Annotated in this window: 14 protein-coding genes; 8 read left to right on the forward strand and 6 right to left on the reverse strand. The window is 55.7% G+C overall.

Going from position 1 to position 18110, the window contains the following annotated elements; genetic code table 11:
• Positions 1–32 precede the first annotated feature (32 nt).
• The 3 genes from SH421x_RS13255 to SH421x_RS13265 are packed head-to-tail and all read right to left on the reverse strand — an operon-like array spanning position 33 to position 5262.
• A complete protein-coding gene (locus SH421x_RS13255) occupies positions 33–2876 on the reverse strand; it encodes a hsp70 family protein (RefSeq protein ID WP_488856203.1) in 2844 nt (947 codons plus the stop codon).
• A 12-nt stretch (positions 2877–2888) separates the two neighbouring features.
• Positions 2889–4667 (reverse strand): Hsp70 family protein, encoded by a 1779-nt coding sequence (locus tag SH421x_RS13260; RefSeq protein ID WP_488856205.1) that lies wholly within the window; start codon positions 4665–4667, stop codon positions 2889–2891.
• A 43-nt stretch (positions 4668–4710) separates the two neighbouring features.
• Complete coding sequence (locus SH421x_RS13265; RefSeq protein ID WP_488856207.1) at positions 4711–5262, reverse strand: DUF2760 domain-containing protein; 552 nt, start codon at positions 5260–5262, stop codon at positions 4711–4713.
• 248 nt (positions 5263–5510) lie between these two features.
• On the opposite strand from SH421x_RS13265, the gene SH421x_RS13270 reads away from it, so the two are divergent.
• The 5 genes from SH421x_RS13270 (at position 5511) to SH421x_RS13290 (ending at position 11916) form a co-directional block, all read left to right on the forward strand.
• Positions 5511–6893, forward strand: coding sequence for an MFS transporter (locus SH421x_RS13270; RefSeq protein ID WP_488856209.1), 1383 nt, complete (start codon positions 5511–5513; stop codon positions 6891–6893).
• 41 nt (positions 6894–6934) lie between these two features.
• Entirely contained in the window at positions 6935–7732 is a 798-nt protein-coding gene (locus SH421x_RS13275) for an alpha/beta fold hydrolase (RefSeq protein ID WP_488856210.1), read from the forward strand.
• Positions 7733–7759: 27 nt separating this feature from the next.
• A complete protein-coding gene (locus SH421x_RS13280) occupies positions 7760–9823 on the forward strand; it encodes an AAA domain-containing protein (protein WP_488856211.1) in 2064 nt (687 codons plus the stop codon).
• Between the two features lie 159 nt (positions 9824–9982).
• The gene (locus SH421x_RS13285) at positions 9983–11257 is read left to right on the forward strand and encodes a Gfo/Idh/MocA family protein (RefSeq protein WP_488856212.1); all 1275 of its coding nucleotides are present in this window, start codon (positions 9983–9985) and stop codon (positions 11255–11257) included.
• Positions 11257–11916, forward strand: coding sequence for an SGNH/GDSL hydrolase family protein (locus tag SH421x_RS13290; RefSeq protein WP_488856213.1), 660 nt, complete (start codon positions 11257–11259; stop codon positions 11914–11916). Before SH421x_RS13285 ends, SH421x_RS13290 begins: the two co-directional genes overlap by 1 nt.
• A 1356-nt stretch (positions 11917–13272) precedes the next feature.
• On the opposite strand, the gene SH421x_RS13295 is transcribed toward SH421x_RS13290, so the two are convergent.
• The 3 genes from SH421x_RS13295 to SH421x_RS13305 form a co-directional block, all read right to left on the reverse strand.
• Positions 13273–14022 carry a hypothetical protein gene (locus SH421x_RS13295; protein WP_488856214.1) on the reverse strand — a complete coding sequence of 250 codons (750 nt, stop codon included), beginning with the start codon at positions 14020–14022 and terminating at the stop codon, positions 13273–13275.
• 723 nt (positions 14023–14745) lie between these two features.
• The gene (locus SH421x_RS13300; protein WP_488856215.1) at positions 14746–15300 is read right to left on the reverse strand and encodes a hypothetical protein; all 555 of its coding nucleotides are present in this window, start codon (positions 15298–15300) and stop codon (positions 14746–14748) included.
• 169 nt (positions 15301–15469) lie between these two features.
• Complete coding sequence (locus tag SH421x_RS13305; RefSeq protein WP_488856216.1) at positions 15470–16081, reverse strand: REP-associated tyrosine transposase; 612 nt, start codon at positions 16079–16081, stop codon at positions 15470–15472.
• A 110-nt stretch (positions 16082–16191) separates the two neighbouring features.
• Here SH421x_RS13305 and SH421x_RS13310 point away from each other — a divergent pair, with 110 nt between their 5' ends.
• The 3 genes from SH421x_RS13310 (at position 16192) to SH421x_RS13320 (ending at position 18003) form a co-directional block, all read left to right on the forward strand.
• Positions 16192–17103, forward strand: coding sequence for a YwqJ-related putative deaminase (locus tag SH421x_RS13310; protein WP_488856218.1), 912 nt, complete (start codon positions 16192–16194; stop codon positions 17101–17103).
• 3 nt (positions 17104–17106) lie between these two features.
• Complete coding sequence (locus SH421x_RS13315; protein WP_488856219.1) at positions 17107–17559, forward strand: SUKH-3 domain-containing protein; 453 nt, start codon at positions 17107–17109, stop codon at positions 17557–17559.
• A gap of 126 nt (positions 17560–17685) precedes the next feature.
• Positions 17686–18003 (forward strand): transposase, encoded by a 318-nt coding sequence (locus tag SH421x_RS13320; RefSeq protein WP_488856221.1) that lies wholly within the window; start codon positions 17686–17688, stop codon positions 18001–18003.
• Positions 18004–18110: the final 107 nt, after the last annotated feature.

Raw genomic sequence — 18110 nt, forward strand, 5'->3', positions numbered from 1 at the left:
TGTTCTGCGACAGGATAATCTGAATTTTTGGATTAAAGGTTCAGTCCAATGGGAAGCGACTCGCCAAATACTTGATCTCGTTCTTCGTTATCAAGGTTCCCCCCTACACGGACGATTCGCACAAAATGGCTGGGAGCAAGCTCTGCTGCTAACCAATCAGCCGCGGCTGTTCGATCAGCCGTCGCCAAGTCGCGATAGCGATCGTTGGTCAGTCGCGCGATTTGCAGCACCGCCAGCAGATCCATCGGATCACGATTCCGGTCGCGATAGATCGCATCCAGCCAACGCGTCGCGATGTCGGGCGAGATCACGCAGTTCAGCGGTCCATAGACCGGCGTGCGACTTCCGAGTCGCCCCAGCGCCCACGACATTGCTGAACGGGCGGCAGCCATCTTGGGCTTGCCCAGCAGGTCAAGGATCCAGCCGCCGATTTCTAGTTTGGCTGAAACGTCGAGCAGTTCTAGGCTCCCCAGCAAACGCCAGGCTTCCAGCGATTCTGGCGGCGTGAAAGTGGCGGTCCCCTGCCCTGTCATGATCCGCCGATGCAAGGCGCGGAGCGCTTGAATCAGCGGCTCGGCGACTGCGATTTGTTGTCCGCGATTGAGTCCGCCGGCGATCCGTCGCCAGAGAATCCATGATTGAACGCGACAATTGGCGTCGTGATGCGCCACTTTGCCTTGCAGCGCCTTCCAGGTTTCTGAGACGCGCCAGTCATCCAGCGCCAGGCCATAACCGGGACGGAGGGCAAAGCCGGCGAGATTGAGCCAGCGGATTTCATGACTGCTGCTGCGGCGACGACCAGCTTCTAGATCAAGCAACTCGCCCCAAATTCGCCGCAGTAGCGAAGCTGGCCACGCGTCGCGAGACATCTCACTGGCCGACTCTAGCTCTGTCAACAGTCGCTGCGGCTTGTGGGTCGCATGCTCGCCAAAGGTCGCCGCCAATTGGGATTGCAGCGCCGTCCAAGCAGCTTCGTCCAACACTCCTTCCGCTTCGCGATCCGAGATATGCGCTGCAACATCGGTTTGCGTGGCGCTGCGCACGTCAAATTGAAGTCGCCAACGTCGCTCACTCTCCAACTCGTCGCACCACAGTTCGATCGTGCCAATCTCCGTGAGTCGAGCATGCAGCTTCACTGCAACCTCGGTCGCTTCACTGCGACGTTTGGCCCGCAGCACGGTGCGGATCGGCGGAAGCGCGCGAATCTGCTCGAGATCGACGCTGACGATCTCGCCTGCGTTGTCGATCAGGCGGATGCTAGAAACAAACAGCGGGAACTCGACCGGTTCCGAAATGCGTAAGCGAAACGTCCGAGCTTGCAGGTCGATTTCTTCGCCGGGCTGGGTGGTCGCCGGCAAAATGCACAGAGCCTGCGGGTGGCCTTGTTCGTCTTGGCCCACGCCGATGTAATACGTGCGGGCCAAATTAGCGGCGATACGAACTCCTTCGCCGCGCCGCACCAAACCGTAATAAGCCGCGCCGCGGGCAACCGCCAGATCGAGCCGATCATTATCAAGAATCTGTAGTGCAAATTGCGGATCGGTCGGACGAAACCAGGCGGTGATTTCGTCGATAAGTTTCTGCCGCAGACGAGCCGATTCAAAAAATCCACCGTTAAACAACACAATGTCAGGGCGAACCGCCGTCACCGCAGCCCCTTCTGTTTCCGCTTCCACCACATGCTGATGATTGCGGAGAAACGCGGCCAGATGACGCGTGATCGCCGGATCGTTGGCAAAGGGTAGTCCGAACTCTTGAAACCCCGAGCTTCGTTTTTCTAACGGCGTTTCCAGCAAACCGCTCGGCAAAAAACCGTCGACCAAGACTTGCTCGACCTCTCGCTTGGTGAGCGTCACTTGTCGACCGCCGCCGATCAGCTTCGAGCCGCCGCTGGGCAAGTTGATCGTTATTTCGTTGGGCGCATTGTCGGTCAGCATCTCTTCTTTGGCGACACGACAGCGCCTGACCAGCGTTGACCAATCACTGGGCGAGAGCTTGCCGCCGTTGGTGAGTTGTTGTTCAAGATAGGTTGCGAGGGTGAGGTCGAGATTGTCTCCCCCAAGGATCAAATGTTCGCCAACCGCGACGCGATGGAACTGAACTTTGTCATCTTCTCCCTGCCGCACGCGGATCAAGGTAAAGTCAGAGGTGCCGCCGCCGATATCGCAGACCAAGATGGTTTGTCCCGGCGAAACCAGCGACTCCCAGTTTGCTTTGTGCTTGTCAAGCCAAGCGTAAAACGCAGCTTGCGGCTCTTCGATCAAAACAACCCGCTTGAGCCCGGCCGCCGCGGCGGCGGCGATGGTTAACTCGCGGGCAATCTCGTCAAACGAAGCGGGCAACGTCAGTACGATATCTTGCGCCGCGAGCGGATGTTGCGGATAGGCGTCATCCCACGCGGCGCGAATGTGAGCGAGCAAGCGCGCGCTGACAGTTAGCGGCGACAGTTTTTCTAAATCACTGGCGCCGTGCCAAGGAAGCAACGCCGCAGTACGATCTACGCCGGTATGCGAGAGCCAGCTTTTGGCCGAGTTGATCACACGCGAGGGAACCGTGATGCCATGATCGCGGGCAAACATTCCGACGCAATAATTAGCGTGCTGCTGGCTCCAAGGTAGCTGGAGCGCGTCGGGAGGAAATTCGGAGGCCGCCGCTTCGTAATGGAACGAAGGAAGCGTCGAACGAGATTCGACTTGCTGCGGCGCGACAATCTGCGGAATCGAAAACGATTGCAGTCGTCCCGGCTCCGCTTCGGTATCGACAAACGCGACCGCCGAGTTGGTCGTACCGAGATCGATTCCTACGACGTAGCGACTCGGCGCATCTTCGTCGGTGTTCGTCGCCGCTGTCTGCTGTTTCAACGATTGTTTCACCATGACGTCAACCGCCTAGTCATCTTCGCGAACGTTGAACTCTAACTTCCAGCGTCCGCCGGTCCGAGGACTTACGCACCACAGTTCTAACTGACCCAACTCGGTGATCTTCGATTCAAAGGTGACAGGGACCGAAGTTTCTTGAATCGCGTCATCTTTGGGCAGCAACGTTTCTAGTGGATCGGTCTCAGAGATTTCCTCTTCATCCCAGCGGCTGAGGGACTGCCCTGGTTGATCCTCTTTGCGAATAGGCGACGAGAAAAAGCGGAACTTGGCGGTCTCGCCCACGATCAGCCCGACCTCTTGCGAGGGAACATGAATCGATGTCCCTTCTTCCATTCCGATCGGAACCACGTTGACTAGATTTAGCGGACGCGGTGCGCCCGGGATCGCCAGGCCGGCCCGTTCGACGCCGATATAATAAGCGCGAGCCGTGCCGCCGCGGATACGAATGCCTCCCTGCTTTTTTGACCAGCCATAAAACGCAGCGCCGCGGGCGACGGCGTAGTCAAGATCATGCGGGCCTGCTAATCGCTGCGGCGCTTGGCTGTTCCAATCGGCCAAAACTTCCATCAAGCGATCTTGAAACGCGTCGCTTTTGAAAACGCCGCCGTTAAAAAGAACATGCGTGACCGGCTTCTCGGCCTGGTCGCGATGTGCCTGTAAAAACGCCGCCAGATGGCGCGTGATCGCTGGATCGGATTCGTAGGGCAGCCCCAGCTCTTGAAAACCAGAGGCTAGTCCGCGCTCGGGATGCGCATCGGCCCCGCACTTGGGGAAGAAACCATCCAGCAGCAAACTCAACGCGCGATCACGCGGCACGTCGACTGTCACCGTACCGCCGATCAGCTTGCTGCCGCGTCCCAAGACCGAGATCGGTTGGGCGGCGGCGTTTTCATCTTGCAGCAGCGTTTCTTTGGCGGCGCGGCACGAATGCCACAGAGAAATGGACTGCCAGGGATCGAGGTTGACCCCTTTTTCAGCAAACAGGGTCGAGACGTCAAACGCCAGCGCCAGATCCATGTTGTCGCCTCCGACTAGCAAGTGATTGCCAACCGCGACGCGGCGTAAGGAGAGCTCGCCCCCTTCTTCGTCGACTTCGACCAGCGTCAGATCGGTGGTGCCGCCGCCGACATCGCAGACCAACAATCGATCATTGACCTTCAACTGCTTGCGCCATTTGTCGCCCCAATGGTTTAGCCATGCATAGACGGCGGCCTGCGGCTCTTCGAGCAAGACCAGCGTTTCTGGCAGGCCAGCGGCAAGGGCCGCTTCTCGCGTTAGCTCGCGAGCGCTGGCGTCAAACGACGCTGGCACCGTCAACACGACTGTTTGCTCGGCGAGCGGCGCGTCAGGAAATTTAGCATTCCAAGCCGCGGCCAGATGCGCCAGGTAGCGGCGCGTTGCTTCGACCGGCGAAATCTGTGGCAGTCCTTGGGGCGCATTCCAGGGCAAGATGTCTTGTTGGCGATCGACCTTGTGATTCGAGAGCCAGCTTTTGGCGCCGCCGACCGTGCGGTCGGGCGCATCGGCCGATTGCTTGCGCGCGATTTCGCCCACCGCATAGTCTCGATCACTCGCCCACGGCAAGTCGAGCGCTTGCTGCGACTGTTCGGCTTCGCCTCCCAGATATACGAACGACGGCAGTGAAAGGCGGTTGTCGACCGTGTTGGGGGCGATCAGTTGCGGCAGTTCTAGCAGTTCGACTGCGGCTTGCTCGGTTTCGAGCGGAGCGTAAGCGACGACGCTATTGGTCGTGCCGAGATCAATCCCCACGACATAGCTAGCAGGCATCTTGCAAATCCTTTTTGAGAGTGTGATCGCCGTCTGGGAAAGACTAAACCTCGGCTTCAGCCGGGGCAAGAATCTTGGCCGCTTCCGCCTGGCCGTTCCACTTGGGCAATTCGCATTTGGTTGCTCGCCAGCCTGCATGCACCAGGCGAGCGGTGTCAGGAGGAGTCGCGCCGACCGAACCGACCAGACGTAATTCGAGCGGATTGAAGTCGGCCGGCACGGAGATGCTGGCGCCCTCTTCTTCGTCTCGCAGGCGCTCGATGCCAAAAATTCGGTCAAGCGTCGCTTTGGTATCGCGGTGAACATCGCGAACCGCGGCGCCGATTTGGGCGTCTGCAAAACTACTGAGGTCTTCCTGAAACAGATCGAGGAAACGCGCTTCTCGCTGCAACGCCGCCAACAGAATCAGTGCGTCGACACCGCGCGAAGCGGCAGCCTGTGGAGGTGCTGCCGGCTTGGGGGGCTCGGACTTTGTTGCAGCAGTAGGAGTTTCGCTCGCGGCCGATAGCAACAGCACCGCTTGTGCCTTCTCCGCTGTTTCGCGGTTAAACAAGATCTTAAAGAACAACGATATTGCAGTGCCCAAGCGACCCATGGAAGTTCGGATCTCCATCTAATGCGGGATAAAACGGCGACGGCAGACTGTCCAACCTATCGAGAGTCGCCGTTGCCCGCAATTACCGGCCGACGAAGGGGAATCGCCGCAACGTAAAGCAGCGATTAGGGAAACACGATGCACAGCCGGCCCAAATCACGCCAACCCGCAGCCAAAGTGACGTTTCTGGCGCTGGCGAGGACCGTTAGGATAGGAACTTTATTGGCAAACCTTTTACTGAGAGCGCAATGACCGCCGTCGCATCGTTGGAGTCGAAGCTTCCGCAGGAAGAAGGTCTCCCGAAGCCCCCCAAATCAACCTCGCAGCCTGTGCTGCTTGCAGGCAAGCCGGATTGGGTTGTGCGAGCGGTTCCGTTCTTCTACGGCTGGATGATCCTGCCGATCTCGATGGTTGCTCAATTTTGCACTAGCCCTGGTCAGACCTACGGCGTGTCACTGTTCAACACGCACTTCACGACAGATTTGCAACTGACTAGTCTCGACGTCTCGTTCGCCTACATGTGGGGCACGATCATCGCATCGCTGCCGATGTCGCTGATCGGCGGCGTTGCCGATCGAATCGGTTTACGCCGCTCGATGGCCGGTGTGGTGCTGATCTTTGGCGGCGCCTGCGTTTTTATGTCGCAGATCAGCGGTATCTGGACGCTGTTTCTGGGGTTTCTGTTGATTCGAATGTTCGGCCAAGGGGCGCTGACGTTGCTCGCAACCAACTCGGTCGACATGTGGTTTCGCCAACGACTTGGTTTCGCGGTTGGTATTCGCAATTTGTCGATGCCGCTCGCACTAGCGTTGTTTCCGCTGATTTCGCAAGTGCTGATTGACAACGTCGGTTGGCGCTTTACCTATACGCTACTGGGCTTGGGAGTCTGGGGAGCGATGTTCCCACTGTTGTTTCTCTTTTTCCGGAATCGTCCTGAGGAGATCGGTCAACTGCCCGACGGCGTAAGACGCCGACCGATCGATCCCAGTCTGGAACTCGAAGCCGAAGAAATTTCGGCCGATTTGCTGTTGCCGCAGTTCACTTTGGGAGAGGCGCTGCTGACCCGGTCTTATTGGATCTTGGTAACATTGATGTCATCATGGGCGATGATTGCGACGGCGCTGACCTTTGTGATGGTCAGCTTTTTGCAAAGCCGCGGACTGACAGCCGATCAGGCGCCGCTGATTTTTCTGTGCACTGCGTTGACCATGGCGATTTGTCAATTTATTGGAGGTTGGCTGGCCGACCATGTTCGTCTGCACTGGTTGATGTCGACCGGGGCCGCAGCGCTGGCGCTCTCGGTCATTTGTTATAGTCACATCAACTCGGTCTATGGGTGCGCCCTCTTTGGTTTGGTCTTTGGCGCCGCACAAGGAGTCGCCGTCTCGGGTGCGAGCTCGGCTTGGGCCCGGTATTTTGGCAGAGCTCATCTCGGTAAGATCAAGGGAAGCTCGATGACGATGATCGTTGCAGGCAGCGCGGCCGGCCCCTATTTGCTGAATCGTGGGGTCGCTTGGTTTGGCGGTTACGAAGAGGTGCTGTGGTTATTTACGGCCTGCTTTGCGTTGCTCGCGATCGCGTGCCTGTTTTGTACGCCTCCGCGGGTCAGTTATCCGCAGCCTGAATTCTGATCTCCTATTTGTTTGCTGCTGTTGGCCAAGGATGACGATGCATGAATGCCGTAGATAAATATTTTGATAGCGACGGCTTACAGCTGCGTTATCTAGAACAAGGATACGGCGAGCCGATCTTGCTCTTGCATGGCTTCACTCGCAATATCGAACGAGGTTGGGTCGACGTTCGGCTCTTCGACCGGCTCAGCGAATTCTTCCGCGTTATTGCACTCGATGTTCGCGGTCATGGCAAAAGCGACAAGCCGCATGGCGACGTCTACGGCCAGCAGATGTACGTTGACATTATTCGTCTGCTGGACCATTTGAAGTTGGAGTCTGTCCATCTGGTTGGCTATTCAATGGGAGGCCGGTTATCGCTGAAGACCACAATCGAGTTTCCGCAACGCGTTCGCTCGACACTGCTGTTAGCCGCTGGCGCGGGTCGCGCAGAAGATGGCCGCCAGTTGTGGGATGATTTGCGCGAGTCGCTGGAAACCAGCGGCCAACTGCATCCCTTGATGAAAGTGTTGTGGTCCAACCGCAAACCGCCCAGCGAGCGACAATTGAGTGCGATGAACGCCAATATGATGGACGGCAACGATCCGTTGGCCTTGGCCGGCGTCGCCAAAGGTTATTCCCAGCTTGGCGTGACTCCAGAAGAAGTCGCCTCGATCAAGACTCCCCTGCAGGTCATCATCGGCGAAGAAGACGCCGCCGCTCGTGGTGACGCCGATCGCCTATTACGCGACGCTCCACATGCGACTTGCATCGAAGTTCCCGGCGCCGATCACTTCTCGCTCTTGTTGCGACCGCAACTAGCAACGTACATTGTTGACTTCCTACAACAAGTATCGTGATCCCTGCTCCTCCCTTCGATTGCATCCATGGCCAAACTCCATCTCGAATCGCTCCCGTTTGGTACGACCAACGGCGGCGTCTTTAAGCTGCTGATCGAGGAGGCCGGCGTCAACAATCGTGATATTGGCCGCATCCAACTGCAGCGCCGTAGCGCCGCGATTGAAATGCCGGCCGAGATTTGCGGCCGGACCCAGCGCAAACTGGTCGAGACGCAGCCCAACTTGGCCGCGTGGGTCGAGCCGGATGATGTTCAGCAGCCAGAGCTTTTCCGTCAGTTTGAGCGCTGTTTGAAATGGGAAGCCCAAGAGCAGGAAGAACGGATCGCGAACGATCCTTCGTCTTTGCGGCTCAAAGGTCTGCGTCTGCAAGATCAATGGTCGGCGCTCGGCGGCAGAATGATTTGCCGGTTGACCGGCAAGAACCCGCAAGCCAGGATGCCGATGCACGGGCTCCGCGTTGGTTCGCCGATCGTGTTGCTATCTGGCGACGGCGAAGATCGGGCTCGCGGCGTCGTGACGCGCGTCGCTTCAACAGCATTGGAAGTCGCCATCGGCGGCTTGTGGGAAGGAGCAGAAGACAAGCTGGGGGTCGCGATTTCGACCGACGACATTGCCCGCAATCGTCAAGAACGCGCGCTGCTGAAAGCGGCGTCGGCCAGCGGCAATCGTACCGCCGAACTGCGTGATGTATTGTTAGAGCTGCAAGCGCCCTCCTTTGCTGAACGTGATGAGAGCCTGGCGTCGCCGCAATTGAACAGCACGCAACAAGCGGCGGTTCAATTGGCTCTTTCGGCTCATGATTTCGCGATCATTCATGGTCCCCCAGGCACCGGCAAAACGATCACCTTGGCCGAGATCGTTCGGACTGCAATTGCACGCGGCGAGAAGGTCTTGGCCTGTGCGCCCAGCAACTTGGCGGTTGACAACCTGGTCGAACGCTTTTGGAGCTGCGGAATCAAAGCGGTTCGCTTGGGACACCCGGCCCGCGTTAGTGAGTCGCTGCATGACGCGCTGCTGGAGTCGCTGGTGCGTGAGCATCCCGACGCCAAGCTGTCCGAAAAGCTGGTCAGCCAGGCGAAAACGCTGTTCCGCAAAGCAGATCGTTTTACACGCTCGAAACCGGCGCCTGGCGAAAAGCGTTCGCTGCGCGACGAAGCCAAAGCGCTGCTGGATGACGCTGATCGCATCAAGCAGCAGACGCTGGAACGCTTGCTGGATGATGCGCCGGTTGTCTGCTGCACGCTGACCGGGATTGATGACGACTTGTTGGGCGCGCGGCGGTTTGATCTGGCGGTGATTGATGAAGCGTGTCAAACGACCGAGCCTGCTTGTTGGATCCCTGTCTCTCGCAGTCAACGCTTCGTGATCGCCGGCGATCATTGCCAATTGCCGCCGACGATCGTTTCGCGCGCTGCGGAAGCGGCCGGCTTTGGCGTCAGCATGTTGGAGCGACTGATCGCGCGGTATCCGCAAGCCGCGCAGCGCCTCGAGCAGCAGTATCGGATGCACACGCAGATCATGGAGTTCAGCTCGCTCGAGTTTTACGATGGCGCGTTGTTGGCCCATGATTCGGTTGCCGCTCATTCGTTGTCTGATTTGATCACCGCTGACCAGCTGTGGACCAAGCCGGTTCAGTTTTTTGATACGGCCGGAGCCGATTATCAGGAAGCCGAGGACGATTCGACCAGTCGCACCAACCCGCGTGAAGCCGAGCTGGTCGTTCGTAAAGTGAATCAGTTGCTCGCGCTCGATCTGCCGCCGGAGCAGATTGCGGTCATCTCCCCCTACGCCGCCCAGGTTCGCTTGTTGCGTGAGCATTTGCCGGATGGGGTCGAGTGCGATTCGGTCGACGGGTTCCAAGGCCGCGAGCAGGAAGTGGTGATTTGCTCTTTGGTGCGATCCAACGACAAGGGGGAAATCGGCTTTTTGGCCGACGTCCGCCGCATGAACGTGGCGATGACCCGGGCCAAACGCAAGCTGATCGTGATCGGTGATAGCTCTACGATTGGGGGGAATGAGTTCTACGCACGATTCTTAGAATATGTCGAAGCGATCGACGCCTATCACTCGGTTTGGGAAGAAATTGACTAGCGGTGCGTCGTATACCCCCACTAAAACCGCCGGTTAATGCAGCGTTATTTTGCAAAGCAAAGGGGCATGGGGCCGGTGAGAGACTTTGCGATTTTCGCAACTTGGGTTATTCTTAGGGTTTCGAGCTCTCGAGTCCCACCCGCTTAGCGAGTCCCCTTCATGACGCAAACCTCTGCTAGTCGACGTCAGTTTCTCAAGACTTCGGCAGCGGCGGCGGCCGGCTTGGCTGTCGCTCCCACATTTATTCCTTCGACCGCGTTTGGCGCCAATGAGCGGATCGTGACCGGTCACATTGGGTTGGGCGGACAAGGCCGCGGCAACTTGGGCAAGTTTGTGGGTAACGCTGTTGCGATCTGCGACGTCGACAGCAAGCATGCCGAGCAAGCCGCGAAAATTGTGAAAGACAAAAAGGGAACCGAGTGCGAAATCTACGGCGACTATCGCAAGGTGCTTGATCGCCAAGATATCGACGCCGTGGTGATCTCAACCCCTGACCATTGGCACGCATTGCCGACGATTCATGCTTGTGAAGCCGGCAAAGATGTCTACTGCGAAAAGCCGCTGACCTTGACCGTGGCCGAGGGGCGCAAGATTGTTGACGCCGCTCGCAGCAACAAGCGAATTGTGCAAACCGGCTCGCAGCAACGTTCTTCCGCCAATTTCCGCAAAGCGTGCGAACTGGTTCGCTCTGGCTATCTCGGCAAATTGCAGCAAGTGCTGGTCGGCATCCCCGGCCCCAATCATCCCGGCAAACCAGATCCGGTGTCGGAACCGCCGGCCGAATTGGACTTCGACTTTTGGCTCGGTCCGGCCCCGCTGCGCCCTTACGTCAAAAATCATGTTCATTACCACTTCCGTTTCTTCTGGGATTACTCAGGCGGACAAATGACCAACTGGGGCGCGCATCACATCGACATTGCTCACTGGGGCATGGGGATGGATGACAGCGGTCCACTATCGATCGACGGCACAGCGACGTTCCATCCTCAGGGTTGGCACGACGTTACCGAAACCTGCCGCATCACCTACGTTTATCCCGGCGACGTCACCATGATCCTGGGCCAAGGCCAAAAGGATATCCCCGGCGGGACCACCTTTATCGGCGAAAAGGGGCAGATTTTCGTCAATCGCGGTCAGTTCAAAGCGACTCCCGAAGAGCTCGGTAAGATCGAATTGACCTCTGGCGATACGCATCTGTACGAAAGCAGCAATCACCACCAAAACTTCCTCGACTGCATCAAGTCGCGGGAACTGCCGATCTGCGACGCCGAAATTGGTCATCGCACCGCGACCGCATGCCATCTGGGGAACATCTCGTGCCGCTTGGGCCGCAAGATTGCGTGGGACCCCAAAGCCGAAAAAATTGTGGGTGATGACAGCGAAGCGACCGCGATGATTTCACATTCCAACCGAAGCCCCTGGGAAATGACCTAATGCGACATTGTTTAATAGCCATCATCACGCTGGCGGCGCTAACGTCGCCGGCGTGGGCCAAAGAGTTTGATCCCGCGCGCTGGGAAAAATCGATTCTTGAGCTTGAAGCGAAGGACGCCGAATCAACGATTCCCGCCCAGGGTGTCGTCTTCATCGGCAGCTCCAGCATTCGGATGTGGGATTTGCCCAAGTACTTCCCCGGCCAAAACGTGATCAATCACGGCTTTGGCGGATCGCACCTAGAAGATTCGGTCTACTACGCCGATCGCCTGGTAAACAAGCTGCAGCCGCGAGCAGTTGTGCTGTACGCCGGCGACAACGACATCGCCCACGGCTACACGCCAGAGCGAATTCGCGACGACTTTCTAAAATTTGTCGCAACCGTTCACGCTAAACGGCCGGAAGCCAAGATCGTGTTTATCGCAGTCAAGCCGAGTCTTTCGCGTTGGAAACTAGTTGACAAAGTTCGAGCAACCAACACGCTGATCGCCGCCGAGTGCGACAAAAGCGACCTGCTAACCTTCATTGACGTCGACAAGCCGATGCTCGGCGAAGATGGCGAACCACAAGCCGACCTCTTCAAAAAAGATGGTCTCCACATGACCGACGCTGGGTACGAAATCTGGACCAAGTTAGTGCAGCCAGCAATCGCCAAATAATCCTACAGGGGCCCCTGCTCTTCCGGCGTCTGCGCCGGAAGAGCATCTCTGTTTTTGCGAAGCCCGCCGCGCGAGCGAGGGAAACGCGATCGCAAGTCAACGACGATGCACGAAACCCGCACATTGTCGCTAATGATTCTCACTGAATTGGACATTCGTTATTGGCTTCCCCCCGAGTGGACTGGACCAAACCGCGTCGCTTTTTTTTCTTCGCGGCAGAGTGGACTCGCCTCGCTTTTTTTTTCTGGGTAGCCGACCAGATGGGACCGGACATTAGACCGGACTGGACTCGGCGTCGTTTTTTTTTCTGAGCGACTGGACTGTGGACCGGACCGGACTGCTTCGTTTTTTTTTCGGCCCCCAATCTTCGTAGCCCGAACGCGCAAGCGAGGGAAATGCGGTTGCAAGTAAATGACGAAGCAGCAATACCGCACATAGTCGCTGGGGATTCTCCCCGAGTTAAACATGGGTTACTCCCCTCCCCCGACCGGACCGCGGCCTGTTTTTTCTGAGCGCTCGCCTGAACCACTTTGCGCCCCCAATTCGCCCTTCCGATTTCCAACTTCGTGACTGGTTTCACAATGTGGACACTGGACTGCTGCGTTTTTTTTCTGAGTTTGCAGACCGGACCGCACCGATTTTCTGCACGACCAAAGTGGACTCTCCTGCGGCGTTTTTTTCTGCTGAACGGCACAACCTCCAAAACCCCAGTCCGCGCAGCAAACAAACCCGCCAACCTCTCCCGAAGTTGCCGATCTTCAACGACAGACCACCGCCCAAGTGAAACCAACAGGTCGCACGGCTCGCTAAAATGTATGAATAAATGCTAACAAAAGACTTGGTATTTGTCAATGGCATTTTTTGCCTGTCGCCAAAGCGGCGACCTTGCGTGGCCATGATTGCGTCGTGTGCCGCCTATAGGAAGCCCCCTGTCAAGCCGCACCGCGTCTGGTCCACCTGCTTTACTTTCGTTTGGCATGGGAAGGGGCCGATGCAGGTTAACAAGTGATTCGTCGGCGATGACTGCGACGGCGAGTTTGTTGACTAGCAGCGCCACGGTTTACGCGTGGGTCGCGATGGCGTTGGAATCTGTTGCTTGCTTTCTCTGCGAAGCAGGAGAAAGAATGAGCAGACACTGGATCTGGCCAGTGGCACGCGAAAAAAATGACTGTTCGTCAGTGCCAGCCAGTCGATGATCTGATTGCTAGAGTCGTGCATAGGAGGAGAGCTCGTTTACGCCGAGCAGGTGAACCTTGCCAAAGGCAGTCTCTAGATTGCGCAATCGAGGGATCCGTTTGTCGATATTTGGCGATCCCATTTTGTGAAGGGTGTCAAACCCACCGCATTTTGATCGCTCTATTTTTGCTTAAGTGCGTCCTCAAGCACTTCCAGATAAATCGGGGCGACGAATGAATTGAGCATGTAGGGATAGTCAAAAACGAACCAACCTCCGTCCTTCCTCATTACATCCAAAGACGTCGTCTCCAACGTCTTGCGAATTCCTTCCGGCGTTACGTGGCGAAGGGCGGGAAGGTGGGATTCGAAATCCTTCCAAAGTTCATATCGCAGCTCCTTCGGTCGATACAAGTTCCAGGATAATTTGTGACGTTTTTCATCGTACTGCTTCAAGGGTGGGGTATTTTCGTATTGCGGCATTCCGTTTTCCCAAGCTTCATTGATGAGGGCGAGGTCCTCCAGGAACGCTTCTGTGCCGGAGAAGTAGGTGCAATGGGAATTAAAAGGGAGCATCCAACAGGCGTCGACGAACAGCTTTAAAGACTTTGGCTTGGTGGAGTTCACCAGGCATATCATCAACTCGCCAAGCGCTTCCAAGTTGTCCGCGACTCCCTCGTTATACTCTTTACCCCCAACAGCAGAGTTCTCATCAAGGAGTTCCCAATAGGGATTTGCGGGCAAGATCGAGATCTCCGCATAGCCTTCCATGGCGGGATTTCCTCCGGTTCGCCATTGCGACTGATCATTCCAGCAGTAAATGTCGAGGATGGCTTCACCATCTACCATCGTCCCACTATCGAACCGTCGACAATCGATCGGGACGCTCGCGGTAATTGAACCATCTGGTGGGACGGTTAATTGAGAAGCCATAGAGATTATCGAGTCGGAAGATTGTGGGCCAGCGTGGTAAAAGACGCGATCACAAAAATCCATTTTCCTGACCGAAAGTCTATTCCAGTTTCCCTGTTGCTTTCCCCAAACGTCAACGGCGCCTACCAATTGGCAAAACGTCTCGACTGCTGAAAAGGCAGCGTCTTGCGGAAACAAACGAATACTCATTCCTATTGACAAACAATTCTCCTTTTCGCCGACCTTAATCTGGGCCAGATGGCACCTAACGCCGGTAACGATTTTACTTCACTTCCAACAGCTTCGCAGACTTCAGCTGCAACTTCGCCAGTGCTGTGAACTTCGGCGGGCCGCATGAATGGGGTCGTTTTTTCTTTGGATAGCCGCGACCTTTCTGGCTGGCTTTGCGCTTTGATTCGTCGGCGATGACTGCGACGGCGAGTTTGTTGACTAGCAGCGCCACGGTTTACGCGTGGGTCGCGATGGCGTTGGAATCTGTTGCTTGCTTTCTCTGCGAAGCAGGAGAAAGAATGAGCAGACACTGGCTCTGGCCAGTGGCACGCGAAAAAAATGACTGTTCGTCAGTGCCAGCCAGCCCAACCGCAACGAACCGCGAGAAGTCAAGCGAAGACCGAAAGCGTATAAACTAATGCAAACGCCCCGAAATCGTTACGCAACAGCGGCTTAGAGTTAAGCTCGTGCCATTCGTCCTGACACCTTTTCTTCATGACACTTTTTCTTACCCTATTTCGAGTCTTCTAGATGAAAGGTTTCCATATATTCGAATATGATGCGGGGGATTTCTTCAATCTGCTGGCTTGTTGAAAAGGTCATGCGATACCAAGATTTTCCACGCTCAAAGTAGACAACGAAGGAAGTGCTGTTCGCCTCAGGCCCATCAAGCGAATATGAGCGATGGAAGTAAGTCTTGTTTAAATACGCAGGCTGCTGTTGGAACGCAAAATTGCTGGCCTCCGACTCTAATTCTTGAGGCTTCTCGTCACCAACAAGTTCAACACGAAGCATTGAAAATGGAGACCGTCCAGCCCTGAACGGAGGCGTCTTGCTCATGATCGACGCTCCAGGACCAGGCAAGACAACTGTTTCCCACTTCGGTGGAAAAACGATTGAGAACCCTTCCGAGTTTTGTAATCTATTGAGTTCATCAGGCATCGATTCTGGAATTAATCGAATTTCACTTCCAGCATCCAAAAGAATCATTCCAATTGTCACCACGACGACCATAGTGGCCGTAATAGCGAGTATCGCCTTAAATCGCCAAGTAATTTCTTTATTCATGACTTGTTTATTGCGGCGGTACAGCAAAACCACCGATCCCTCGGACAAGGTCTTAAGCTTTAGAGGGGAAGAAAGGTGTCAGGACTGAATGGCACGAGCTTAACGGCTGGGTGGCACAGTCGGAAGTCTAATTTTTCGGGCGCCACTGGCCTTTTTCAGCCAGTGCTCTTCATTCCGAGTGTGGTAATTGTACGCCTGCCTTGTCGAACAGTTCCTGTGGCGGAAACGATAATTTCGGCAGGCGAGGATCGACGATTGCTTCTAAGTAGAAACGTGCACTCGACCACTTCCAGTCGATCGCTCGTCGACAGAGACCGCGACGAACTGGATTCTCATGAATGTAGTCGATCGCCGCTGCGATCGCCGAGGGCTGAAAAAGATTTCGGTCATAATCAGACCCTTCTTGCCAGAAGCGAAAGCAAAATTTGCCAGGCCGCTCTTGGATCGTTAACTCGCCGAGCAATCGAGAGCGAGCTGCGACGAGCATCGTTTTGATTTGTCGAGACGTAGGCTGCTTGATTTTCTGCAGCAATCGACTGATGCTGGCCTCAGCGATCACTGGCGATACCAGCAAGTGAACATGCTCCGGCATGAAGACCATCGCAATCAACTGGCACGATTCTGATTGACATGCTTCGTCGATGGATCGGGAGAGAATGGTTCGCCAACTGTCGTTCGTCAAGAGTGGTCGACGACGATAGATAGAAAACGTCAACTCATGAAAATGCCCCGGCACATGAAAGTGCTTAACGCATTTGTGATGCGGGGGTGGGGCGTCCATAACCACCAAAATAGAGTGGCGACGGCTGCGAGTCAAAGTATAGAATCGAAGCGACCTTCTGGTGCTGGATCCACGGCAGCAGAGGGAAGAGAAGACACTGGCTTTGGCCAGTGACACCCGAAAAAATGGCTGTTGGCCTGTGCCACCCCGCCGCGGATGGCATTGGCAATATCGGAGTTACAGCTGCGATCGCGGCACCTGTCGCACTTGGTATTGGCGGTGTCATGGGAATAGCTGGAACAGCTGCAGCAAATCTTGGGTATGGAGGCGCTTATACTGCATTTTCGGTCACAGCTGGATTGGGCGGCGGTGGCGTACTATTCTATCAAGTGGACAGTCTTGCACGTCGTTCAAATCAAATGGATGGCCCCGCACTCCTTAACGAATGGGGAACTCTGGGAGCGGGTCTGGTCGCAGGTGGGATTGGGGGGCGTGTTGGATATCTGGGCGCTCCGAGATTTGTTCAACGGAATCTCGTTGATGTCACATCGATCGTCGCTAGAACAGCAGGCAAAAAATGGGCGTGGAATACGCTGGCGGCTTTTGCTCAATATGAAGAGACAGCTATGTCACGATACGTTGCAAGTGCAGCGTTTCGCGTACCTCCAAGCAGGGGAAATATCCTTGAATTTGCAAATTTATATAGAGGATTTCATAAAGACATCCGGCCAACTACCGTTTCTCGCCTAGAAACCAGATTTGGCGTTGGTTTTAGCGGACGTTCTAGTTATGGCGGACCAATGCATCCGGTTCTTAGGAATCTGGCAAATGCAGTTGAACATCCATTCAAAGGCAAGTGTTCAGAATTTCACTCCATTACTCAAGCCCTGCGATCGTACGAGGATGCCACTGGGCGTTTGGTGACAACAGTCGGTCAGGCACGAAATATACTCCGCGGTTCTTATATGCAAAACGCAATGGTGCGTGGAGCGAATAGCGTGAATCATGGATCGACTAAGCCTCCATGCGCCAACGGATGTGAAACCGTCTTAGATGCACTCGGGATAAAATACTGGCCGTAAGCTATGAATAATTCAGTTACTATTGAGACGCTTAAAAAAGCAGGTTGGACGGAAAGTCGATCTGTATCGACGGAGTTGTGGACAAAGCAGTTAGAGAAAGAGGGGTTCTCATTCGTTCCGGCCGCAATTTCAGTCCTTCAACAATATGGAGGAATAACTATCAGAGCATCCGATTCACCAGATCCAGCTCGATCTTGCATTCAAACGGAGTTCGATCCGTTGAATGCTTCCGGTGAATTTGACCGCGTTGAATATTGGCAAGATCGAATGGGATTGCTCCTTTCGCCGATTGCAAATCTTAGCCAGCAAGCTTTTTTGCTTCTATCTAGTGATGGACGTATGTTCGTTTGTTTCGACAATGAGCTTTGGTATGCAGGCGACTCCTTTGAGGACGCCCTCGAAAACTACATCATCTTGAGGAAAAAAAAGTTCGACGTCTTTGCGACTATGGAATAGCACAACTGCCGTCGCCACTTCTTCGTAACAATGTCTTCGACGCTAGGACTCAATTGCATCTAGCATCCTGTTGATTTTCCCGCCGTCCCGTTATCCTAAACCGATTCGCAAATCGGAGGTAAGCATATGGCGTTGGGACGTCGTCGCGAAGAGCGGCAGCAGGCGTTTTGGGTTTCGGCGGACGCGGTCGGTTCGGGGCCGCGGAACGTTTTCTATGATCGGCTGAATCGGCTGCTGGCCGAGATCGGATTCGATCGCCAGCTCGAAGCGGCGGCCGCGCCGTTTTATCAAACGTCCGGCCGCAAGTCGCTGCCGCCGGGCGTCTATTTCCGCATGATTTTCATCGGCTACTTCGTGGATATTTCGAGCCAGCGCGGCATCGCTTGGCGGTGCGAAGACAGTCGTTCGCTCGCCCGCTTTCTCGGCTACGGCCCCGGCGAGTAACCGTCCGGCCAACCGCACCCTCAATGCTTTCCGCGGCGGCTTTCAGTCGGGCTTGGTTATTCGTCGTCTTGCTGCCGTAGTTGCTGGATCGTAACCGTCCGGCCAAC

The organism is Blastopirellula sp. SH421 (assembly GCF_057808535.1).